At 64.0% G+C, this 21,291-nt stretch carries 18 protein-coding genes and 4 pseudogenes; 9 read left to right on the forward strand and 13 right to left on the reverse strand.

Going from position 1 to position 21,291, the window contains the following annotated elements; translation table 11 throughout:
* Nucleotides 1-84 precede the first annotated feature (84 nt).
* From ACQP1O_RS17005 to ACQP1O_RS17025, 5 genes are read right to left on the reverse strand one after another with little or no spacing between them, the layout of a single operon-like run.
* Nucleotides 85-1,149: an alcohol dehydrogenase catalytic domain-containing protein gene (locus tag ACQP1O_RS17005; protein ID WP_433566741.1), complete on the reverse strand. Its 1,065-nt coding sequence runs from the start codon at nt 1,147-1,149 to the stop codon at nt 85-87.
* A 31-nt stretch (nt 1,150-1,180) separates the two neighbouring features.
* A complete protein-coding gene (locus ACQP1O_RS17010; RefSeq protein WP_433566742.1) occupies nt 1,181-2,086 on the reverse strand; it encodes a dioxygenase in 906 nt (301 codons plus the stop codon).
* Nucleotides 2,087-2,099: 13 nt separating this feature from the next.
* Nucleotides 2,100-3,164 (reverse strand): maleylacetate reductase, encoded by a 1,065-nt coding sequence (locus ACQP1O_RS17015; RefSeq protein ID WP_433566743.1) that lies wholly within the window; start codon nt 3,162-3,164, stop codon nt 2,100-2,102.
* 14 nt (nt 3,165-3,178) lie between these two features.
* Nucleotides 3,179-4,795: a bifunctional 3-(3-hydroxy-phenyl)propionate/3-hydroxycinnamic acid hydroxylase gene (locus ACQP1O_RS17020; protein ID WP_433566744.1), complete on the reverse strand. Its 1,617-nt coding sequence runs from the start codon at nt 4,793-4,795 to the stop codon at nt 3,179-3,181.
* Between the two features lie 14 nt (nt 4,796-4,809).
* Nucleotides 4,810-5,526, reverse strand: coding sequence for a class II aldolase/adducin family protein (locus tag ACQP1O_RS17025; RefSeq protein WP_433566745.1), 717 nt, complete (start codon nt 5,524-5,526; stop codon nt 4,810-4,812).
* 108 nt (nt 5,527-5,634) lie between these two features.
* On the opposite strand from ACQP1O_RS17025, the gene ACQP1O_RS17030 reads away from it, so the two are divergent.
* The gene (locus ACQP1O_RS17030) at nt 5,635-6,423 is read left to right on the forward strand and encodes an IclR family transcriptional regulator (protein ID WP_433566746.1); all 789 of its coding nucleotides are present in this window, start codon (nt 5,635-5,637) and stop codon (nt 6,421-6,423) included.
* A gap of 126 nt (nt 6,424-6,549) precedes the next feature.
* Here the strand turns inward: ACQP1O_RS17030 and ACQP1O_RS17035 are convergent, their stop codons facing one another.
* Nucleotides 6,550-7,173, reverse strand: coding sequence for a MarR family winged helix-turn-helix transcriptional regulator (locus ACQP1O_RS17035; protein WP_433566747.1), 624 nt, complete (start codon nt 7,171-7,173; stop codon nt 6,550-6,552).
* Between ACQP1O_RS17035 and ACQP1O_RS17040 the strand changes: the two genes are divergently transcribed.
* The 6 genes and pseudogenes from ACQP1O_RS17040 to ACQP1O_RS17065 form a co-directional block, all read left to right on the forward strand.
* Complete coding sequence (locus tag ACQP1O_RS17040; protein WP_433566748.1) at nt 7,172-8,800, forward strand: bifunctional 3-(3-hydroxy-phenyl)propionate/3-hydroxycinnamic acid hydroxylase; 1,629 nt, start codon at nt 7,172-7,174, stop codon at nt 8,798-8,800. The two genes, ACQP1O_RS17035 and ACQP1O_RS17040, sit on opposite strands and share 2 nt — an antisense overlap.
* Nucleotides 8,801-8,881: 81 nt before the next feature.
* Nucleotides 8,882-9,877 (forward strand): hypothetical protein, encoded by a 996-nt coding sequence (locus tag ACQP1O_RS17045; RefSeq protein WP_433566749.1) that lies wholly within the window; start codon nt 8,882-8,884, stop codon nt 9,875-9,877.
* A 2-nt stretch (nt 9,878-9,879) separates the two neighbouring features.
* Nucleotides 9,880-10,971, forward strand: coding sequence for an alcohol dehydrogenase catalytic domain-containing protein (locus ACQP1O_RS17050; RefSeq protein WP_433567708.1), 1,092 nt, complete (start codon nt 9,880-9,882; stop codon nt 10,969-10,971).
* A gap of 21 nt (nt 10,972-10,992) precedes the next feature.
* Nucleotides 10,993-11,676, forward strand: coding sequence for an MBL fold metallo-hydrolase (locus tag ACQP1O_RS17055; protein WP_433566750.1), 684 nt, complete (start codon nt 10,993-10,995; stop codon nt 11,674-11,676).
* A gap of 188 nt (nt 11,677-11,864) precedes the next feature.
* Nucleotides 11,865-12,308, forward strand: coding sequence for a fumarylacetoacetate hydrolase family protein (locus ACQP1O_RS17060; protein ID WP_433566751.1), 444 nt, complete (start codon nt 11,865-11,867; stop codon nt 12,306-12,308).
* 49 nt (nt 12,309-12,357) lie between these two features.
* Nucleotides 12,358-12,567, forward strand: a pseudogene (locus tag ACQP1O_RS17065) (acetaldehyde dehydrogenase); the annotation flags it as partial.
* A 95-nt stretch (nt 12,568-12,662) separates the two neighbouring features.
* On the opposite strand, the pseudogene ACQP1O_RS17070 reads toward ACQP1O_RS17065, so the two are convergent.
* Together ACQP1O_RS17070 and ACQP1O_RS17075 are read right to left on the reverse strand one after the other, a co-directional pair.
* A pseudogene (locus tag ACQP1O_RS17070) lies at nt 12,663-13,145 on the reverse strand (transposase); the annotation flags it as partial.
* A gap of 64 nt (nt 13,146-13,209) precedes the next feature.
* Nucleotides 13,210-13,377, reverse strand: a pseudogene (locus ACQP1O_RS17075) (transposase); the annotation flags it as partial.
* 149 nt (nt 13,378-13,526) lie between these two features.
* Between ACQP1O_RS17075 and ACQP1O_RS17080 the strand changes: the two are divergent.
* On the forward strand, nt 13,527-14,300 hold the full coding sequence (locus ACQP1O_RS17080; protein WP_433566709.1) for a transposase family protein: 774 nt from the start codon (nt 13,527-13,529) through the stop codon (nt 14,298-14,300).
* A 94-nt stretch (nt 14,301-14,394) separates the two neighbouring features.
* Here the strand turns inward: ACQP1O_RS17080 and ACQP1O_RS17085 are convergent, their stop codons facing one another.
* Nucleotides 14,395-15,450, reverse strand: a complete 1,056-nt coding sequence (locus ACQP1O_RS17085) for an IS4 family transposase (RefSeq protein ID WP_433566752.1) — start codon at nt 15,448-15,450, stop codon at nt 14,395-14,397.
* Between the two features lie 88 nt (nt 15,451-15,538).
* Nucleotides 15,539-15,688: pseudogene (locus tag ACQP1O_RS17090) on the reverse strand (transposase domain-containing protein); the annotation flags it as partial.
* Between the two features lie 238 nt (nt 15,689-15,926).
* On the opposite strand from ACQP1O_RS17090, the gene ACQP1O_RS17095 reads away from it, so the two are divergent.
* Nucleotides 15,927-17,072 carry an IS701 family transposase gene (locus ACQP1O_RS17095; RefSeq protein WP_433566753.1) on the forward strand — a complete coding sequence of 382 codons (1,146 nt, stop codon included), beginning with the start codon at nt 15,927-15,929 and terminating at the stop codon, nt 17,070-17,072.
* Nucleotides 17,073-17,449: 377 nt separating this feature from the next.
* On the opposite strand, the gene ACQP1O_RS17100 is transcribed toward ACQP1O_RS17095, so the two are convergent.
* From ACQP1O_RS17100 to ACQP1O_RS17110, 3 genes are read right to left on the reverse strand one after another with little or no spacing between them, the layout of a single operon-like run.
* A complete protein-coding gene (locus ACQP1O_RS17100) occupies nt 17,450-18,391 on the reverse strand; it encodes a 3-carboxyethylcatechol 2,3-dioxygenase (RefSeq protein ID WP_433566754.1) in 942 nt (313 codons plus the stop codon).
* Nucleotides 18,388-20,262: an acyl-CoA synthetase gene (locus tag ACQP1O_RS17105; RefSeq protein WP_433566755.1), complete on the reverse strand. Its 1,875-nt coding sequence runs from the start codon at nt 20,260-20,262 to the stop codon at nt 18,388-18,390. The genes ACQP1O_RS17100 and ACQP1O_RS17105 overlap by 4 nt, the downstream gene beginning before the upstream one ends.
* Nucleotides 20,259-21,125: a fumarylacetoacetate hydrolase family protein gene (locus ACQP1O_RS17110; protein ID WP_433566756.1), complete on the reverse strand. Its 867-nt coding sequence runs from the start codon at nt 21,123-21,125 to the stop codon at nt 20,259-20,261. Before ACQP1O_RS17110 ends, ACQP1O_RS17105 begins: the two co-directional genes overlap by 4 nt.
* Between the last annotated feature and the right edge of the window lie 166 nt (nt 21,126-21,291).

Genomic DNA, 21,291 nt, shown 5'->3' on the forward strand with positions numbered 1-21,291 from the left:
GTGATGAGCTTCGTCGTCAACGAAGGCATACCGTAGAGCCACATCGAGGGTCATAGCCGGTCACGAAGCATCCCTTTCGATTCACTATGGAATGAGGAGGACTTTGCCGATCTGATTGCCGGCCTCCAGGTACTCGTGCGCCAAATCAGCCTCTTCGAGCGGATACATTCGGTCGATGATGGGGTGAATTCGGCCTTCTCCGAGCATCGTCATGCACACTTGCTGGTCTCGGCGTCCTGCGGCCCGGACGCCAGTGATGTTGATTTCGCCCGCGATGAAGGATGGTGACGCGATCTCCACCTTCGGGCCGTTGATGGCCAGAATTGCGATCGTTCCTCCGAGCCGTACGGATGCGATCGCCAACTCCAGGAACTGCGTGCCACCCACACATTCCCACACGACATCCGCCCCCAAGCCGCCGGTGAGCTCCCGGACCTGGTCGGGTGCGGACGGATCGAGTGAGTTGACGATGTGGTCGAACCCGGCAGCGAGTTGTTCGGACGAACGATGCGGTTTGGTCGTCGTTCCAATGACTTTCGCGCCGTGCAACCGCGCGATCTGTGCGGCCGCGATGGCCAGCCCTCCGCTGGCTCCCGTGATCAGCGCGGTCTCCCCGAATCCCACCGGGGCACGATTAGCGGCACAGTTCAGGGGCGTGGTGTAGGACCACAAGGTTGCCGCGGCCGCGTTGTAGTCCACCCCGTCGGGGATGGCCAGGATGGAGTGCTGGGACCGGACGACGTATTCCGCGTACCCACCGAAGGTTTGATGGCCCGGATAGGTGGTGTCGACACAGAGGTTGTCGCGGCCTCGAAGGCACATTCGGCACCGGCCACACGCGGGATGGGGCATCTGAACGACCCGATCGCCGACCTTCCAGGTGTGAACATCCGCACCGACTTCCAGGATTTCGCCCGCGGCGTCGCGGCCGAGCTGAAACGGCAGCGGCCACCCTGGCCTGCCGGGCAGCGGCGGCGGCAGGATGCCGGCACGGTAATTGAGATCCCAGCGGTTGATCGCGGTGGCGTGTACCCGAATGAGCACCTCGTCGGGGCCGACCAAAGGAATTGGGACGTCGACTGTTCGAAGTACGGAGGGGTCGCCATGCTCGAAAAGCCGTACGGCCCGCATGGTTCCGGTAATCGACATGAAGATGGTCCTTCGTCGAGTTGCGAATAATTCAGGGACTTACTGGCGCGAGAACGATGTCGAAGCGGACCCGAGCCCAGGGCCGGCCGCCGAGATCTCTGCCATCGGGCGGGCGCGTATCCGGCTGCTGCTGTTCGAATTCCTTGATCAGTGAGTCTTTGACTCCGAATACGCTGTCGCCGACCGTGATCTGCGGATCCCCTGCGACGAAGATATGCGTCACGAGAGTGCGCATGCCGTCGGCGGCGACCATGAAGTGCAAGTGGGAAGCGCGAACCGGGGAACGACCCACCGAGTCGAGCAGTTTGCCAACCGGCCCGTCGCTCGGGATCGGATACGGAACCGGCGTCAGCCCCCAGAATCGGTATGCCCCATCGGAATCGGTGTAGAGGTGGGCACGTCCGGCGCATCGTCCGTCGGGGTACTGCACGTCGTAGAAGCCGTCCTCGTCGCACTCCCAGACCTCGATGCGAGCCCCAGCGATACGGGTGCCCCGGGTATCGGTGACGTAGCCCTCCACCCAGCATGGTTGCCCGACGGCACCGTGCGCGATATCGCCCCCAAGCGGGATCTTCGGCGAGTTCTCGGTGAAGAAGGGTCCGAATACCGTTGCCTCGGTAGCATTCTCGTAGGCCGGGTTGTTCACGGCGATGGTCTGCATGGACACACCGAGCACATCGGACAGAAGCACGAACTCCTGTCGTTTGTCATCGGTTATATGCCCGGCAGCAGTGAGGAATTCGATAGCGGCGTGCCATTCTTCCTCGGTCAGACGGACCTCACGGATGAACGCATGAAGATGGCGGGTCAGTGACTGCATCAGGAGCCTCAGTCGACCGTCGTTGGTCTGGGAAAATGACGCGACCACGGCGGTAACGAGCTCTTCCTCGACTGCCTGCTGTGCGGGGCTGATCGGGCCGGACGCGATGTGCGTCATGATCGGGGTCCTTTCAGGCGGTGGGAACAGTCCCTGAGTAAGCGGCGAAGAGAAGGTTGCGCAGTTCGGTCTCGGTGACCGTGCGCGGATTGGATTTGGGTACGGCGCCCATGATCAGCTCGGCTGCCCCCGGAACGCTCTCCTCTCGGAATCCGTACTCCTTGAGCGCTCTGGGTGCGTCCAGCCTGGCGTACAGGGACGCCAGTCCTGCTGTGGCGGTGGATGTTTCGAAGGCTCTGACGATTCGTGCCGTAGCTTCCGGAGCTGCCGGTGCATTGAATGCCAGCACATGTGGCAGAAGCACAGCATGGGTTTCGGCGTGGGGCATGTTGTACGCACCGCCGAGGACGTGGCAGATCTTGTGGTGCAAACCCGATCCGGCGGAGGCGAATGCGACCGCCGAGAGGTATGCGCCGTAGAGTGCCTGCTCACGGCCGAGTACGTCACTCGGGTCGTTCTTGATGGTGGTGAGGCCCGCGGAGAGGGCGCGGATACCCTCGACCGCCAAAGTCTGATTGATGGGATCGGTGCGCGGGGCCCACATCGAGTCGACGCAGTGGGCGATGCCGTTGAGTCCCGAAGCGATCGACAGTTTGACCGGCAGCGAGAAGGTAAGCGCCGCATCGTAGATCACGCTGACGGGCAACACTTTGTTGTCGATGCCGGTGGTCTTTCGGCCAGACTCCGTCAGCCCCCATACGTTGGTCGCCTCAGAGCCGGAATACGTGGTGGGCAACGCCACGATCGGGAGGCCGGTTGTCAACGCGATTGCTTTGGCAAGACCGGTGGTCGAGCCGCCCCCAATGCAGACGAGTAGATCGATATCGTTTCGACCTGCGATCGCTCGCGCTTCTCGTGCGTTGGCGAATGGTACATGCTGCGCCACATCGGAGTGGTGGACCGCCACGGGGATGCCGCGTGTCACTTCGCGCGCGAGAGCTGCTTGAGATGGCGCGGCGATCACCATCACTCGGTTCTTCTCGAGCCGACCGACCTCGGTCGCCAGATTCTCTGCCGCCGCCCCGGTTCCGAAGATGATGCGCTGGCCGAGAGTGACGTGTTCGAAGACCAGATTCACGTGGGTACCTGCTTTCAATGGACGACGACCGAGCTGTCGTCGATGGCGGTCAGGTGCATGCCAGAGAAGAGATGGTTCAACGATTCACGCAGTTCGACGGGATCCGCAGCCGTAGCGGCGACATAAAAGTCGGGGCGCAGGATCACGAATTCACCACCGATCTCGTCGAACCACCGCGCGTAGGTGCCATCGACATCGATGACATCAGGATCTGTTTCCGCGCTGCCGATGTGGAACGATCGACCACCGATCCGACTCCAGGATCCTCGTTGTGCAGCCGTCAGGTGTGCGATCGGTGAGCTGTGGCGCCCGAGGAGGATCCAACCGCGTCCGGCGACTTCGTCGAAGCGGCCACGGTGGCCACTCGCTTCGACGATGCCCTGTACCGACAGTTCTCCGGCATGCGGTGTGCCGGCGTGCCAGAGCCCCGGTCCCAGGGAAGCGATATCGGTGTCAACGGGCTCGGCCCGCGATTCGGTCAGCTCGGCGATCATCCGTCGATCCCGAGCTTCGGCCTCGACCGGATCAGCGATGCAGATGATTTGGCCGAGCTGCATCGAGAAGTCGATGTAGTGGCGGACATGACCTTTGCGCTCGGTGGCATAGGAATCGAGAAGGCCGTCACCGGCCGTGCCGGACAAGACCATGTCCAAGCGCCAGGCCAGGGCTACGGCGTCGCGCAGGCCGGCGCACATGCCCTCGCCGGCGAACGGCGGCATGAGATGTGCGGCGTCCCCGGCGATCAATCCGCGCCGATTACGCCAGGACTCCGCCCAGCGGGCCTGGAATCGGTAGACGGCCGCGCGTTCGAGGACGGCGTTGGCGGATGTCACCCCCCAGCGTTCGAGCAGCCGCCAGGCCGATATCTCTGATGCGAGCTCTTCGGCGGATTCGCCTGGGAGAACCATGTATTCCCAGCGGCGTCGACCCGGTCCTCCCGGAACGATCGTCGTCGGTCGAGCCGGATCGCACAGTTGCCAGTGTGCCGGGCCGAGGTCGAGTTCGGCGTGGGGGATCACATCGAGGATGAGCCAGTCGAAGAAGAATCCGTGATCGGCGAATTCGAGGTCAAGTGCCTGGCGCACAAAGCTGTTCGCGCCATCGGCGCCCACGACATATTTCGCGCGGATTCGTTCGACAGCTCCGGTGCTGTCGACACCTGCGAGAAGGGCGCTATGGTCGTCTTGAACCAAGTCGGTGGCCAGCCAACCCCGTCGTAATGTCACTGTGGGCAGCGTCGAAGCCACTGTGCTCAAACGTTTTTCCAGTTCGGGCTGAGAGAACCAGTATCGGGTTCGCCAACCGGATGCAGCAACCGAGCGCCAGTCCACCTCGAGCAGTGTCTGTCCTTCTGCGTTTCGCCAATAGTAGAGCTCGTCGTGGTATTCGATCGATGGGTCGTTGTCGGAGTCGATTCCCAAGATGGCGAGGATGCGGGCGATCTCGTGGTCGAACGTCACCGCACGGGGCTGGGCATAGGGCTCGGGCCACTTGTCGACGAGAGTGACGCGGTGGCCGTGTTGCCCCAGCAGTACTGCCAGGAGTGCTCCCACCGGACCGCAGCCCACCACCGCAACATCGGTGTCGTGGAACTCGCCGAGATCGGGGGGCGCGATCGACATGTCCGTCATGTGAGTCCTTCTCGTCAGGTCGTCGGTGTTCCGGCGGCCCGGCAATGTGTGTCCGCTCGACGGGCCAGGTAGTTCCAGCCGGCCCGTATCTGGGTGGGATTCCAGACCTGGTCGCGTTTGAAGGCGGTCTCGGTGGCGTCGGACCAGATTGCCGGACCACCGGCCGCCTGTGCGAGAAGCTGGGTGTGGCACGCTCTTTCGAGCAGCACGGCATACATGACCGCGGTCTCGATGTCGGGGCCGACCGTCACGGCGCCGTGGTTGGGGATCAGCACTCCGTTCGCGCTCCCCAGCGTTCGGGCCAGAGTGCGGCCGAGCTCGGGGGTTGCGATGAGGGCCCCGGTCTCGGTGAATCGAGGCAGTTGTGGGTGGGTGAACGGAACGCCGTCGTGGGAGAGAGGTTTCAGCTCGCAGTCGAGCGAAGCAAATGCGGCCAGCGTGGGTGCATGAGTGTGCACAACCGCGCCCACATCGGATCTACTCGCCATGATCTCGGTATGGATGGCGAATTCGACGTGGCGATTTCCGGCGCCGTCGAGCACCTTTCCGTCAGCAGAGACGAGGAGGACTTGGTCCTCGCCGATCTCCTCGAATCCCCAACCCGAAGCCTTCATCCACACGCCGCGACCTTGCGGGTCGCGGATGGATGCGTGCCCCCAGACCATGTCACCGAGGCCGGCCTCGGCAAGGGTCCTACTTGCTCGGCTCACGTCCTGTCGAAGATTGGGCAACACAGCACTCCTTTGTGTTCGTGGTGGGAGCAGCCTAGAATCGTGTTCTGCTATACGAAAGGAATGTCCTGATTTACAGGACTATGTACAGAAGGTGTGGTTCCGTATATGGCCGGACATGATCGCGGCGCCAGCGCGTATCGAGAACGCAATTCCACCGCCGATCGGGCACTGGACATCCTGCTGCTGTTCTCTGCGGAGAAGCCGGTCTGGAGTGGCGGTGAGATCTCCGACCGACTGGGCGTTGCTCGTTCGACGGGCTATCGCTATCTGCAGAGCCTCGTCGGCGGCGGATTCATCGAAGAGGCGACAGGTGGATTCCGGCTCGGCCCAAGAATTTTCGAGCTGGCGAGGCTGGCCAGGGTCGGCCTGGGCCTGTCGGAGGTCGCATTGCCGGTTATGCGGTCGCTGGCCGCGCGCGTCAACGAGACCGTGCTGCTGACCCGTCGCTCGGGCCGTTCGGTGGTCTGCCTCGATCTGGTGGAGGCGAAGCATGCGGTGCGGCTGTCCTACGAGCGCGGGCATGTACTGCCGATCAACGCGGGTGCCGCAGCCGAGGTGCTGTTGGCATGGGCTGACCCGGACGAGGTAGCCGGGGTGCTGGAAGGTGCGCCGCTGGAAAGATTCACTGCCAAGACGCTCACCGACGCCGATGCTCTGCGTACTCGATTCCTGCATATACGTAAGCGGGGAGTGGCGATTTCGCAGGGGGAGCTCGACGAGCACATTCTCGGTGTGGCGGCTCCGATTCGGGATGCCTCCGGCGCCGTGTGTGCGGCGATCAGCGTTGCGGCACTGGCGGCGCGGATTCCGCGCGCCGAGTTGAAGAACGTTGAAGTCGCTGTTCGCAGCGCTGCGCATGCGATTACCGCTGAACTCGAACGGCGCGACGCCTGACCGGTTCGGCCGATGTGTGCCGCTGAATGCCCGAGCGGAGGGGCGAACTTCATAGATATAACTCTAGTACTAGAGCTATAGTTGTAGAGTGAATTTTTTCGGCCCGATTCGCCGAGTGGATCGGGGTCAGGCTCGCGGGCTCAGCATCTGCGTGAGCTCGTGCAGGTCGGGGAGGGCGGCAGCGATCCGCGCCCGGGCTTGTTCGCCGAGTCCTTCGAGGGCTTCGGAAACTCCCGCGTCGAGCCGGGTGGCCAATTCCTGTGCGGCTGCGCGCATCTTGGCGGTGGGGTACAGCCGCACCTGGCGGCCGTCACCCGGATGCGGACGACGCTCCAGGTAACCGTCATTGGCGAGCCGGGAGACCAGGGTGCTGACATTGTTGGCTTGCATGCGCAGTGCGTCGGCGAGTTCGCGCACACTGGTCCCGGGTTGTTCCGAGACCAACCTGAGTACCTCCACCTGCGCAGGGGGGCGGGGGGTTTCGCCTGTGGGGGCACCCTGGCGCTGCCGCAGTGCGCGGTGCAGCGCCCATACGGTTCGAGCAAGCTCGGCCGGCAAGGCGTCGTCGGGCTGGTTTGATCGCACGCCCCAGCGTAGCTCCGAGGCTGGGGCAATCCGTGTGTATCTCGCTGCCGAACGTTTATCGAGAGCGATTCTCAAGTCCTGTTTTACAGGACATAACTTCCGTAATTCAGGACATGATTTTAGGGTGGGCGCATCAGTTCCAGAGCTCAGGAGAGGTGCGTTCATGGCGGCGGAATCGCTGGGCAGAGTGGATGTCGCTGTGTGCGGAGCAGGGCCGGTGGGTCTGACGGCGGCGGCGCTGCTGGCTGCCCGCGGCGTGACGGTCGCAGTGCTGGAGCAGCACGGCACGACCAGTGACGAGCCGAAGGCCATCAGCATCGACGATGTCTCGTTGCGAGTGTTTCAGCAGGCCGGAATCGTGGATCGCATACTGCCGATCGTGGTGCCGGGTACCGGCACCCGCTACTACGACAGCTACGGGGAACCGCTGTTCCACGCACGGGGGCCGCACCCATTCCGGCTCGGTTTCCCATTCAAGAACCCTTTCGCGCAGCCCGATCTCGAGCGTGCGCTGGCGTCCGCGCTGGCCGAATCGCCCACGGCGCAGCTGCGATTCGGTACCCAAGTGATCGGGTTCGAGCAGCTTCCTGATTGCGTGCGGTTGTCCGCGGTAGCCGATGGGGTCGAGCAGGCGCTGGAGGCCGACTATGTACTCGGATGCGATGGCGGGCGATCGGCGACGCGTCTGCTGCAAGGCGTCGACATGACCGGCCGCAGCTATGACGATGTGTGGTTGGTCGTCGATACCCTCGATGACCCGCACACCGAACGTTTCGCCATGCACCACGCTGACCCGCGCCGGCCGCACGTCATTGTGCCGGGGTTGGAAGGACGCTGCCGCTACGAGTTCCGGCTGTACGACGGCGAGGGTGGCGCGGGAGAGCCGCCGTCCTTCGAGCTGATTCGGAGGCTGGTTGCCCCCTATCGGGCGATCGTGCCGAGCCAGGTCGAGCGGGCGGTCAATTATCGGTTCAACGCGGTGGTCGCTGATCGGTGGATGATCGGCCGCTCGTTCTTGTTGGGTGATGCGGCGCATATGATGCCGCCCTTCGCTGGGCAGGGGCTGAATTCCGGTATCCGGGACGCAGCCAATCTGACGTGGAAGATCGCCGATGTGCTTGCAGGACAGCTGGATCCGTCAGTATTGACAAGCTATCAGGTCGAACGAGCACCGCACGCTTTGGCGACGGTCCGGATGTCCGAACGGCTCGGCCGGGTGGTCATGACCACCTCGACCCGGTTGGCTCATCGTCGGGACGAGTCCGTTCGGAACGCGCTGCGCACCAAGGAAGGCCGCACCTATCTGGAGGAGATGCGGTATCGGCCATCGTCGCAGCTGACCGATGGGATGGTCGTGGTGCCCGCGGGTAGGTCGGAAGATGTGGGAGTCCCGATCGGCCAGCCGCTGTCATTCGATGCCACCGCCCATGCGATGCGACGCCTCGATGACGTCGTCGGCACAGGCTGGGCCTTGATCGGTGTTGACGTTGACGAGTCCGACTGGACTGCAACGGATCCGATTCGTCTTGCACTGTCGGCCACCGATGCACTGGTGGTGACCAGGGAGCAGGTCCCGCGGACTCGGCGCCGGGTGTTGATCGACATCGATGGCGGGCTAATGCGTGAATTCTCGTGCTACCAGGGACGATTCGTGCTGATCCGGCCGGACCGAATCGTTGCGGCCGCGTGGACGCCGAGCGCCTCGGCCGATGTGACCGCCGACGTTCTGAAGTGGACCCCGCAATCGGCGGAAGTAACTCAGGCAGCCGAGAAAGCCCTGAGTCATGGATAGCTCCACCGCATTCGTTTGCCGAGGTAGTCGGCTGCGGATCCGGATGGGGCGCAACTCGAACTCGAGACGAGGAGGTCTCCAATGGCCGTCGTGGAAGACGTTATGGTCATGGCATCGGAACGGCCGTTGCGCAGCATCGAGCGGGACGAGAACTTGCTGCTGGCGCCGCCGCAACCGAGCCGAATGCCGATGAAGCTATGGCGCGACCATGCACCACTGGAAGTGGTGCACTACCCGCAGGAATACCGGGCGCAACCGTTTGCTCCGCCGCGCGGAATCTACGAAAATGACCACATTCGCATCGAATGGCAGACGATGGACAATCGCCAGCCGTTCTATCACCGAAACTGCGACGTTGACGAGATCTCCTACCAGATCGCGGGTGAGCGGACCTTGATGACCGAGCTCGGTGTCATCGAGCACCGGCCGGGCGAGTTCTCGCGCATTCCTCGTGGGGTAGCGCACGATAACTACGGTCGCAAGGAAAGCCATCTGTTGTTCTATGTGCCCGCACCGGCCACTGAACTCGTTGAAGCAGAACGCATTTCGCAGCCGATCTTGCCGGCGTTCCCAGGGTGGCAACCGGCGACGGTCAACGAGGCGATAACGCAGTGCATGGGCGCGCTCGGCCATGACATTGTGGTGTTTCCGTCCGACGAGAGTCTGCTGCTCGAGCATGTCCACCAGGAATCCGAGCGTATGGGGGTACTCGCCACCGGCAAAACCCTCGGCCGTACCTGGCTGTACGCCACGGAAAGCCTTCGCCTCGGCACAGTCGCGATCTCCGGTGACTCGTCACGGCGCCGGTACCGCCGCACCCTGGATGCCGATGAGATCCAGTATCAGATCAGCGGTAGTCGCATGCTGCTGACCCAGCGCGGGATTGTCGAGCTCGGGCCGGGAGACTTCGTTCGAGTCCCGCTCGGCATCGCCCATTGCAGTATCGCGGCGGAAGAGTCGGTGCACGTGAGCTTGCTTTCTCATCGCGAACTACCGCAGGTCGCCGAGACGACGCGTACTGCAGACATGTACTCCAGCGCGCGCCTGGCCGCTGCAGTGGAGAAGGTCGGCGCATGAGTATGCTCGCCGCCCGTGCTCGTCACGGAACGAATACGCTCGAACTCGAACGGATTCCGATCCCGGAACCCGGCCCGGACGACGTCGTTATCAAGGTGGCCGCCGCCGGTCTGGCCCCTGGGATGATGTCGCTGCTGGCGATGGGAGCATTCCGTCACCTGCCGACCACCCTCGGGCATGAGGCAGCCGGGACCGTCGCCGCCGTCGGTGAGCGGGTAACCACCGTAGCGGTCGGCGACAGGGTCCGAGTGCATCCGAACTTGAACTGCCGAAACTGCGTTTACTGCCGCACCGACCGCGACATGATGTGTGCCCAGCAGGCCATGATCGGACACGCGGCGTTCGGCAGTGCACCGATGCCGCTGTACAAGCGCTACCACGACGGTGGGCTGGCGGAGTACCTCCGAATCCCGCATTGGCTGATCGATCCGCTGCCCGAAAGGGTCAGCTTCGATGTCGGTGCGAAGATTCACGATCTGGCCAATACGGTGCGGATTCTGAAACTGGTGGAACCTCCGCTCGGCTCCACGGTCGTGGTCACCGCTGCGACCGGAACGATGGGCACCGCGACGATCAAGCTGGCCGAGCATTTCGGAATCGGCCGGCTAATACTGGTCGCGCGCAATGCCGAAAGGTTGAATGCGGTGCGGGGACTTGCGAGATCTCTCGCCGTCGAGACGATCGCGCTCGAGGAACTGCCGTCCGACTGGGAGTCCACAGGGTGGCTCACTCGGCAGCTACGCAGTGTGGCCCCAGAAGGCGTGTCAGCTGTTCTCGATTACATCCCCGCCGGAGCAGCGACCGGTCAGGCCATGGCCGCACTGACAACCGGCGGCGTGTTGGCACACATGGGAGGCAACGCCACCCCGCTACCGATTCCGCCGATCGGGCTGATGTCCAACTGCTGGCGGTTCATCGGCACTCGCGCCTGCACCCGCAACGATGCTCATGATGTCCTGAACATGCTCGCCTCCGGTGTACTCACCGCCGAAGAGCTGATCACTCAACGCTTTCCGCTGACCGACACCGTCGACGCGGTCCGGGATATGCAAAACCGAAATCACCCGATGTGGATGACCGTCGTCCATCCCTGATACCAACCGGAGCGAAAACGTATGGAACTCACTCACTACGGCCACGCCTGCGTGCTGGCCGAGGTTACTGGAGAAGCCGGGGTTGCTCGGGTGCTGTTCGATCCAGGCGCCTATTCAAGGGATTTCGAGGAACTTCGTGACCTCGACCTCATCCTGATCACCCACGCTCACCCCGACCACGCTGATGCCGAGCGAATCACGAAACTGATGGCCGACAATCCGCAGGCGCACCTGGTGCTCGGACCCGACACCCTGGCCGCGCTCGACGACCGGCTCGAAGAACGTGCCCATGTTGTCGAACCCGGTGACAAGCTGTCGCTGCGTGGTCTGGACCTCGTGGTCACCGGCGGCACGCACGCATGCATTCACCCCGCTCTGCCTGCTTCCCCCAACAGAGGATTCATCCTGAACGGCAGCTTGTTTCACCCGGGCGACGCGTTCGACCAGCCGCCCAACCAGGTCGAAATCCTGCTGCTGCCCACCGGTGGTCCCTGGATGAAGGTCGGCGAAGCCATCGACTACCTTCGCGCGGTCGGACCGCGATCGGCAGTCCCCATCCACCAGGCCGGCCTCGCCGAAGTACATCAACAAATGCACATGCAACTCCTGATGAAGCTGGCGCCGACCGATACCGAAGTCGTCGTGCTCGAACACGCTTCGCCCCACGCCTTTCCCAAGGCCGACGGTGCCCACAGCGGCGGATAGCGATCTCCTAGATGAAATATGCTGTCTGGACGTATCTCGTTCACGGGCTGATCCTGATCGGCGTCAACGTGACCGGATCAGCTGAGTGTTACGCCGAGTACTCCCGCTACCGACCGTTGACGCCGTTCCGCAGGACAAGGTGGGATTGGTCGATTCCTCAGCGGTGGTACGACTCGGAGTGTTGACAGGTGACCAGCCGAAGTCAAGCATTGGCGAGTCACTGGGTGTTGGGTCCTGCCCGTCATTTGTATTCCACGCGCCGGATTGCGCCGCTGCTGTCGGCGGTTACGCCGTTGGCTCGGCAAGGGTGGAAGGCGGCGATTGAGGTACTCGCCGGACACGAGTTCACTCTGGCTGAGTTCGTACCGCGACAGGTCGCGATGCCGATGTACGCCGACGACGTACTGGTATCGGAAGGTGACGGGACCGCTTGCCTGGGTGACCCGCTCAACGCACTGGCCTGGCTGGCTCGCACCGCCAAGGAATACGGAAATCCGTTGTGCGCTGGACAAATCGTGCTGTCAGGGGCGCTCGGTCCCATGGTGCCCGTAATGCCGGGCACACGGGTTCATACGGAGATCGGCCCCCTCGGTTCGGTTTCCGCCACCTTCGCTCGTAAGGAGGGGCAATGAGGAAGACCCAAGTGGCATCATCGGGTCCGGAAACATCGGAACCGACCTGATGATCAAGGTGCTGCGCCTGTCCGGAACACTTGAAGTCGTTGCCATGGTAGGCATCGACCCCGGCTCGGATGGACTCGCCGGCGCCCGGCGGCTGAAGGTGCCGACCATATACGACGGCGTCGACGGACTCATCGCGCTCCCGAACTTCCGCGACATCGAGATCGTCTTCGACGCCACCTCGGCCAAAGCGCACGTCGCCAATGCCGCTAAGAGCTCCTGCCGGGTTTGGTTGCTGAGTCGTCGCCAGCAGATCAGTGCTGTGGCGAGGTCGAGAAATCCGTGGTGGATGTCGGTGCGTCGTTCCCAGCGGACGGCGAGGCGCCGGTATTGGTGGAGCAGGGCAAAGGATTGTTCGACGATCCAGCGGCCGGCGGTGACCGTGTCACGGGTGCCGCGACGGGGGATGTAGCCGGTGATGCGTCGTTGCCGGAGTTCGGCGTAGACGCTGGGATAGTCATAGCCCTTGTCCGCGATCAGGGTTGTGATGCGGTGGCGTGGGCGGCCGGGACGGCCGCGCGGCGGTCTCACGCGGTCGAGCAGGGTGGGCAGCAGCAGGTGGTCGTTGATGTTGGCTCCCGATAACGTGACCGCGAGTGGGAACCCGTTGCTGCAGGTCAGGATGTGGTGCATCGAGCCGGTCTTGGCGCGGTCGACTGGGCTCGGACCGGTTGCGGCGCCCCTTTTTTCGCCCGCACGTGCGAGGCGTCGACCATGACCCGGTCGAAATCGATCGACCGGGCGGCGTGGCAGCGGGCGAGCACGCCCCTGATGTATCTGTTCGAACACCCCGGCGGGCCTGCCAGTCCAGCAACCTGCGCCAACATGTCATCCCGGACCCGAACCCCAGTTCCTGGGGCAGGTCTTCCCACCCGATCCCGGTGATCAGCACGAACAGGATTCCTCGCAACACGAGCCGGTTGTCCATCTGGGCCGGTCCCGGTGTCCCGGCCGGTTTCACTGGCAGTAGCGGTTCGATCACTGCCCACAACCGGTCATCCACGATCCATGGTGCTGCCACAGCGAAATATCCTGCACTGAGCCTTTTTCATCCTGACTGGATGTTGTTGGTAGGCAACGGAACTGGTGACGGCGCGCCTGTGCCGGATATGGGGAAGCCCTTGGTAGGACGGCTGTCGACCAAGACTCGCTGTACCCCAAGGGCTTCCGTTGCTGTTCTACCGTTCCGCGCTGGCGTTGTCACGTCGGACCCTCCACTTCGTCGCCGGGCTGATCCGCCGGCACCGCCGCACGATCGGCTCGGCCTGGCGCAAGCTCGACCCGGCCCGCCAAGCCCTGCTCGTGCTGGCCCACCTGCGCAAAGCCGAAACCTACGCCGATCTCGGTGCCGGGTTCGACATCTCGACGACCACCGCATGGCGATACGTCGGCGAGACCGTGGAACTGCTGGCAGAGCGAGCCCCGAAGCTGCGCTCGGCGCTGAAGAAGGCGAAAGCCGACGGGCACGCCTATCTGATTCTGGACGGCACGCTGATCCCGATCGACCGGGTGGCCGCTGACCGGCCCTACTATTCGGGAAAACACCGCCACCACGGCATGAATGTGCAGGTCCTCGCCACACCCAGCGGGGACATCGTGTGGGTGTCGGGTGCGTTGCCCGGCAGCGTGCACGATACGAAAGCCGCCTGGATCTGGCAGATCGTGGCCGAACTCGAGCGCAGCGGATGGATCGTGCTGGCGGATAAGGGATATCACGGTGTCGGTGGCCTGCTCACTCCCTACAAGGGACGCGACAAGCCCGAATCCCAGAAGCAGGCCAACCGAGCCCATGCGAAACTGCGTGCCCCCGGTGAACGCGCCAACGCCCAGCTCAAGAGCTGGAAGGTGCTGCGGAAGCTACGCAGCTGCCCGCACAGGGCCGGACAGCTCGCCAAAGCGATTCACGCACTCCAGAACCGCGAACTCGAAGCCAACCAAGGATGAAAAAGGCTCACTGCAACACTACTCACCGACAACCCGCCGAACCTGTTAGGAGCTCTAATACCAAGGCCGCGCAGTTTGGGTTCCTGCCCGGTTGTCAACCGGGCAGGATATGCACGCTGATCTGGGTTTTGTAGATATTGCGGTCGATGTCGCCCTTGGCACGGTGTTTGGAGATGGCGCGTTTGACGATGCGGGGGCTGGTGCGTGCGCGGCGCGGGGGCAACGGGCTGGTCAGGATCGCGCGGCCGATCGCGCCGATGAGGTCGATCGTAGTGTCGTTGACGATCGCGGCGGCGTGGATCAGTTGGTCGCGCGCGGTATGCACGGCGATGGTGAAACTGCCCCTGTCCGGGGAGAAATCGTCTGTGGCCAGGGCGGTGTCGGCGATGGCGGTGCGCAGCGCCTGGTAGGTGATGAGCACGGCGTAGACCTCTTGCGCGATCCCGGCCGGGGTGCGGGCACGCAGCACCCGTCCACCGAGGATGGTCGATTTCAGTTCCAGGTAACTGGTTTCGATCTCCCACCGCTGATGATAGAGATCCACCAATTCCGTTGCGGGGTAACGCTTGTCGTCGGTCAGGCTGGTGATCAGCCGGTAACGCTCGACCCGTCGCGGCCCACCGGCGCAGGTGACGGCGATCTCGGCGTCGATCACGCGCACGGTCGCGGTGCCGGCACGCGTGAGCCACGACCCGTCGCCCAGCCGCGCGATCGCGGGAACGCGCCGGTTGAGCTTGGCGCGGATCAGCAGGTTCGCGCCGGTGCCGGTGATCTGCTCGATCAACGCGGTGACCGCGAAGTTCCGGTCGGCCAACAGCAGCATACCAGGACGCAGACACCCCAGAAGCCTTGGCGCATAGGCCGTTTCGGCCATCCGCAACGGGCCGAACACGACATCGACGACGGTGCGGGTGCCGCACGCCACCACCGTCAGCATCCGCAGCATCGGGTAGCCGGCCCGGGCGTGACCGCCACCGTGACGGCCGAACGCGGCCACGTTGGCCGGGCTGTCGGGCACGAACAAGCTGGTGCCGTCGATCGCGCACACCAGCAGTCCCCGCCACCGCACCGCTCCGACGGCAGGCCCGCGGACCAGGTCGAACAACGCCGCCAACGGTTTGACCCCCACCCTGCGCAGCGCCTGCGACAACGCCGAGGAACCCGGGCACGCGACCACACGGCCGGGCACCCCGGCACACAACCTCGCCCACACCTGCCCATACCCGATGCCGGTGAACCAACGCCCCGGCCAACAGCAGATACACCACCACCCGAGACGGCAGCAGCCGCACTCGCGACTGCACCGCACCAGCCGTTTCCAGCGCCGCATCGACCAGGTCGAACGACACGATCCTCGTCAGTTCCCCCAGATGACCCGGCGCGAACACACCTGCGGCTACCGCGCCGCGCCGGTGGATGACAGACTGATCCGACAGCGGAGCTCCCAGTGAAGAGTTGTCTTGGAGTGACAAACCTCTTCTACCAGGCGCTCCGCTGTCCTACATCACGGCACACCAAGCCCCACAACATCATTCGATTGACACGCCAGCCGAACCACTAACTGCGCGGCCTTGGCTCTAATACTGCAACGGCACTCAGCTGAGTAGGTGCTGGTAGATCTGTTGTGTGGTGTTGGATCGTATTGTGGCCGAGTTGGATTCGTTGATGTCGAAGATCGGGAGCCGGTTCACCCGGTGCGAGCCGCGGGCGCGGGCGCGGGAGTATGTGGCTGGATTGACCGCGGGTTTGGAGCGGAAGAACGGCTGGACGTTGGCTGAACGCGCTGGTGAGGGGTGTCCGGACGGGATGCAGCGGCTGCTGCGCAAGGCTGACTGGGACGTCGACGGGGTTCGTGACGACGTGCGCGGCTACGTGGTCGAGTACCTTGGAGACCCGGAGGCGGTGCTGGCCGGTGATGAAACCGGATTCTTGAAGAAGGGCACCAAATCCGCTGGGGTGCAACGTCAGTACTCTGGCACGGCCGGTCGGGTCGAGAACTGCCAGATCGGGGTGTTCCTGGCGTACGCGTCGAAACACGGACACGCGTTGATCGACCGCGAGCTCTATGTGCCGGTGTCGTGGACCTCCGATCGCGATCGCTGCCGCGACGCCGGTATCCCCGACGACGTCGGGTTCGCCGAGAAGCCGCGGCTGATGATCGCCATGCTCGAACGGGCGCTGGCCGCCGGGATCCCGTTCGCGTGGTTCACTGCTGACGAAGCCTACGGCCAAGCCGGGTACCTGCGGGTTTGGCTGGAATCACAGGACGTGTTCTATGTCCTGGCCACCCGTTGCGACCAGCAGGTCGCCACCCGCGCCGACCGCGTCGGCCGGGTTGATGAACTGATCGCCGAGCTGGCGCCGGCCTCGTGGCAGCGACTTGCGGTCGGCGCGGGCGCGCACGGACCCCGCGAATACGACTGGGCACGCCGCCCGATCGACGGCGCCTGGGCTCGTGGGCGTGGGCACTGGCTGCTGGCGCGTAAGTCGTTGACACCCAACAGCAAAGGCGAGTTCGAGATCGCCTACTACCTCTGCTACGGGCCACACGCCTCGCGACTGGTCGATCTGGCCTTCACGGCCGGGTCGAGATGGCATGTCGAGGAGGCGTTTGCGCAGGCCAAGGGCGAAGCCGGACTTGACCACTACCAGGTTCGTTCCTGGCGAGCCTGGCACGCCCACATCACCTTGTCCATGCTCGCCCTGGCCTGGCTGGCCGCCTCGAAAACCGTTGCCGCAAAAGGTGACTCGGCGTCAGCGGTGAAGACATGATCGCTCTCACGTTACCGGAGATCCGCCATCTGCTGGTAGCGCTGGTACTCACCCCGATCCATGCCGCCGACCACATCTGGTCCTGGTCGAGGTGGCGGCGACGCCGCCAGCACCAAGCCCGCCTCAGCCACTACCGGCGACGAGGCCACCCACTCACATAACCAGCAAGTGCCGTTGCAGTACTAAGGCGCGCAAGCTCCCGCTGTACGCCAATACGTTGCCCGGGCTCCGCGCGAGTTAAGGAGGTCGCTGAGAAAGGCTATCAGGACTTTGCGATGCATCGCCTGAACAGTCTAGAGCCGCACGCATTTTCGCGGCCCACTCGGAGATCCGATCGGTTGTGGTTTCCAGTGCGTGTTGCCACGCACTGGAAACCGTCAGTACTCCGAACTCAGAGCCGTGGTGACCGAGAAGCCGACTATCCATTCTGGTACCGGTTCATAGAAACGCGTTGTCATGCGATAGCTGCCGGTCGCGGCGAGCGAGGCGTAGGCAGCGATCCATGTGCGAACCTCATGTGCGGAGCCGCCGCCCTCTTTACCCATCCAGGTGGTTGTCCAGCGGTCGATATCGCCGAGTGCACCCTGCTCGAAGGTGTCGAGGACATGGTTGTCCCAGCGCGGGTTGATCGGGATCGTCGTCGGTAACCCGGCTCCGTAATTCACAGCGGCCACCAGTACTCGATGTTCGAGGCGGGCGCGCTGTTCGGGCGTCGGGTGACCTTCGATGAGAGCCTCCGCCACGCGCTGTGTGGCGGAGGTTACGGTCGGCACGGGCGGATCGTTGGACAACCCTCCCGAACCAACGAAGAGGACCCGTTTATCCAGCTCGAGGGCTGCTTCACCCAGAGCCTGCCCCAGCGCACGGATTCGATGTGGCGGCCCGAAAGGTGCGGCGACGCCATTGACGAACACGGGCACCACGGGCATTCGATCGATCCCGCCGAACAGGATTTCGAGCGGTTGGATGAATCCGTGGTCGACCGGCATTCGCGCGGAGATCGCCAGATCGATCCCGCGATCCAGAACGCATTGGGCCAACAGTTCGGCCGCGAGGGTGTCGACGAGCAATGGCCCGGGCCGGGATCCGAAATCGCCGACCGAGTAGGCGTCGACGCCGAGGCAGAACTGGGGCATCGTCTTGTAGAAGAAGCCATTGTAATGGTCAGGCGCATACAGGACGACGAGGTCGGGAGCGAAATCGGCCACGAAGTCGCGTGCCTGTCCCAGCGCGCCGTAGATCCGGTGCAGAGCAGCCGGATTCGGGTCGTTCTTGCCGATGAGCGGCGAGTGCGACATCGCCACCAGTGCGGCGGTCACCTGCCTGCTCCTGGACAGCTGTCGAGGTGTTCGCAGTGAAGCTCATAGGAGAACGAATAGGCGTTCAAGCGAGTGACAAGGGCTCTGACACCTTGTTCGTGTACATCGGCGGGCAGCTGAATGTCGGCGTGCGCCTGGCCGTTTCGGTCCTTCACCGAAATGTCGGCGCGCAGGTCGCTGGCGTGCAGTTCCTGCTGGATGACACGGTTGACGGAGTCGTGCCGCAATACCACCTTGTTCACCTTGCCGACCGCTGTGACCGGAATCGCCTCGACGGTATGGAGGAACTTTGGTGTGGCAGCGGGCTCGGGCGAGTGCTGGATCGCCCACTGGCGGAGCTCATCGATACCCGGATTCGCTCCGGACCGCAGGACCAGATAGGCGGCCGGCACTTCGCCGGAATGCGGGTCCGGCCGCGAAACCACCGCCGCCCCAGCCACATCGGGGTGCGCGAGCAAGGCTTCCTCGACCAATTGGGGATCGATATTGTGGCCACCGCGAATGATCACATCCTTTTCGCGGCCGGTGAGGTAGACGAAGCCGTCGGTATCCACCCGGCCGAGATCTCCGGTGATGAGCCATCCGTCGAGGATCACTCCGGATGGATCCGGTCTCGGCCCGGCGGGGCCGGAGCGGAGATATCCGGGAAATACGCTGGGCCCCTTGATCGCCAGCACGCCGGTTTCTCCGGTTTCGCAGTCGGCGAACGACAGCCCGTTGCCCGTCAGCCGGACCGCCTTGACTTCCTGATACGGCAGGGCTTGCCCGACCGATCCGACGCGCCCACCGCAAACGGGGGAGAAGGTGTTCGCACAGGTACCTTCGGTGAGCCCGTAGCCCTCGACCATGGGCACTCCAGTAGCTGCCTCGAAGTCCGCGCGGACTCGGGCGGGCAGCGGTGCTGCCCCGACGATTCCGGCTCGCATGCTCGAGACATCGACATCCGCAGGTACGGGCGGCAGCGACGCATAGACCGTCGGCACCGCCGAGAAGGTGGTAATGCGATATCGCTGCACGATACGCCAGAAGTCGGCCATGGCCGCTCGGTCCCGGTAACCGAGAGCGCCCAGCGACACGATGGCGCCACCGCGGAGCAACGGCGTCAGAGTGGAGACCAGAATCGCATTGACGTGGAACAGCGGCAGACCGGTCAGCACGACGGTATCGCCGCCGAACGCCTCGTGCTCGCCGAGCGCCCAGGCGACGTATATCTCTCCGGCATGCGTATGCGGTGCGACCTTCGGTACGCCGGTGGTACCGCCGGTATGGAAGTAGGCCGCGATATCGCCAGGGCCGCGACGATGTTCACCGTTCAATCGATCGCTGGGCTGGACTGCGGCCAGCTGATCGAAATCACCGACCCAGCTACGTGGCGCGGCACGCGTACCGCCGCCGACGGAGATGAGCGCCTGCAGCTCGGGCAGTGCCTCCGCGACAGAGCACGCTTTCTGCCAGCCATCGGCGTCGAGTTCCGGTGCGGGTGCGAGGAGGATGCGGACACCGGTGAGGCGCATGATCTCGATGATGTGCTCGGTGGCGAGCATGGGGTTGACCGGGTTTGCGATACCCACTGCTTGCGCGCCGAGTAGCGCGGCATAGGTCGCGCCGGTGTTGGGCAGCAGCAATCCGACGACGCCGCCGGGCTCGAGCCCCAGTGCGACATACAGATTCGCCGCTCGGGTGACTTGTTCCGCCAGATCGCGGTACGTCCAGGTCACCGGTTCGTCCCAGCCGTCGCCGTCGGGTAGAAGGTGCAGGGCGGGACGTTCTGGATGGGCTCGAGCGGACCGAATCAGTATCTCGTATGTCGTTGGGGGCAAGTCCTTTTCGGAAACGATTGCCTCGGCGGAGCCCTGACGATTGCCGCTCATGCCGCCGCCACCAGATTGGTCAGCACCCCGATGCGTTCCACCTCGATCTCCACCAGGTCTCCCGGCCGGAGGAACCGTCCGGAGAACATTCCGGCGCCACGCGGAGTGCCGGTGCAGATCACGTCGCCCGGCTGCAGAGTCTGGTACTTCGACAGGTGTGCGATCAATTCCGGGATTGTATGGATGAAGCTGCCGGTCCGATCATCCTGGCGCAGTTCGCCATTCACACGGGTCCGGATCGAGAGATCCGGCTCGCGGGTGAACTCGTCCGCGGTGACCAGGCATGGACCCAGCGGGGTGAAGGTGTCGAAGCTTTTCGCCACCCCAACCGACGCCACGGCGTCACCCAGCATCGCGCGGCGCTGGATGTCGCGTGCCGAGACATCGTTCGCGATGGTCAGACCGGCGACGTGTGCCCACGCATGCTCAGCGCTCACGCTGGTCGCGGCGCTACCGATCACGACGGCGAGTTCGCCCTCGTAGTCCACTTCGTCGGCTGCGACGGCGGGCAGGACGATCAAGCTGCCAGGGGCGGTCACGGAAGACCCGGCAGTGACCTGCATGTTTGGTTCTTTCGGCAGTTCGATGTCGGTGCGTCCGAGTGCCGCGAATGCCGCGAGCGCCTCCTCGGCGTGGCTGGGATAGTTCAATCCGACGATGATCACTTTGCCGGGACGGGCCACCGGCGCCCGCACTGTCGCGTCGGCTAGTGGCAGTTCTGCGCGCGTGGCGGCGTCGCGCGCGCTGTCGAGACCTGACCCCGCGAGTAGCTCGCCGATATCCCGGTAGGGCAGGTCGAGTACGGAAAGCAGCCCGGGATGGTCCTCCCTGGCGACGCCGACGGTGGTGGCGTAGAGACGCATTCTGATACCTCCGCGATCCAAGGCGGCCGCATCGCCGCTCTTGATTGACAGTTAAGAGCACACTCGACTCTCGGTCAAGAGTCGGGTCCGGGCGCAGTAAGCTCGCGCTATGCCCAAGAATCGACAGCAGATCCCGAAGGCCGAACGCGAAGCGGCTGTCATCGAC

Origin of the sequence: Nocardia sp. CA-151230, from assembly GCF_050942175.1 — a bacterium.
GTDB lineage: Bacteria > Actinomycetota > Actinomycetes > Mycobacteriales > Mycobacteriaceae > Nocardia.

What these genes read in the sequence shown, in the direction of transcription:
- ACQP1O_RS17035 (WP_433566747.1), bottom strand. Translation starts at nt 7,173, where the DNA reads ATGAACGCACCTCTCCTGAGCTCTGGAACTGATGCGCCCACCCTAAAA.
- ACQP1O_RS17050 (WP_433567708.1), top strand. Translation starts at nt 9,880, where the DNA reads ATGCTCGCCGCCCGTGCTCGTCACGGAACGAATACGCTCGAACTCGAA.
- ACQP1O_RS17010 (WP_433566742.1), bottom strand. Translation starts at nt 2,086, where the DNA reads ATGACGCACATCGCGTCCGGCCCGATCAGCCCCGCACAGCAGGCAGTC.
- ACQP1O_RS17040 (WP_433566748.1), top strand. Translation starts at nt 7,172, where the DNA reads ATGGCGGCGGAATCGCTGGGCAGAGTGGATGTCGCTGTGTGCGGAGCA.
- ACQP1O_RS17105 (WP_433566755.1), bottom strand. Translation starts at nt 20,262, where the DNA reads ATGAGCGGCAATCGTCAGGGCTCCGCCGAGGCAATCGTTTCCGAAAAG.
- ACQP1O_RS17020 (WP_433566744.1), bottom strand. Translation starts at nt 4,795, where the DNA reads ATGACGGACATGTCGATCGCGCCCCCCGATCTCGGCGAGTTCCACGAC.
- ACQP1O_RS17110 (WP_433566756.1), bottom strand. Translation starts at nt 21,125, where the DNA reads ATGCGTCTCTACGCCACCACCGTCGGCGTCGCCAGGGAGGACCATCCC.
- ACQP1O_RS17005 (WP_433566741.1), bottom strand. Translation starts at nt 1,149, where the DNA reads ATGTCGATTACCGGAACCATGCGGGCCGTACGGCTTTTCGAGCATGGC.
- ACQP1O_RS17045 (WP_433566749.1), top strand. Translation starts at nt 8,882, where the DNA reads ATGGCCGTCGTGGAAGACGTTATGGTCATGGCATCGGAACGGCCGTTG.
- ACQP1O_RS17030 (WP_433566746.1), top strand. Translation starts at nt 5,635, where the DNA reads ATGGCCGGACATGATCGCGGCGCCAGCGCGTATCGAGAACGCAATTCC.
- ACQP1O_RS17055 (WP_433566750.1), top strand. Translation starts at nt 10,993, where the DNA reads ATGGAACTCACTCACTACGGCCACGCCTGCGTGCTGGCCGAGGTTACT.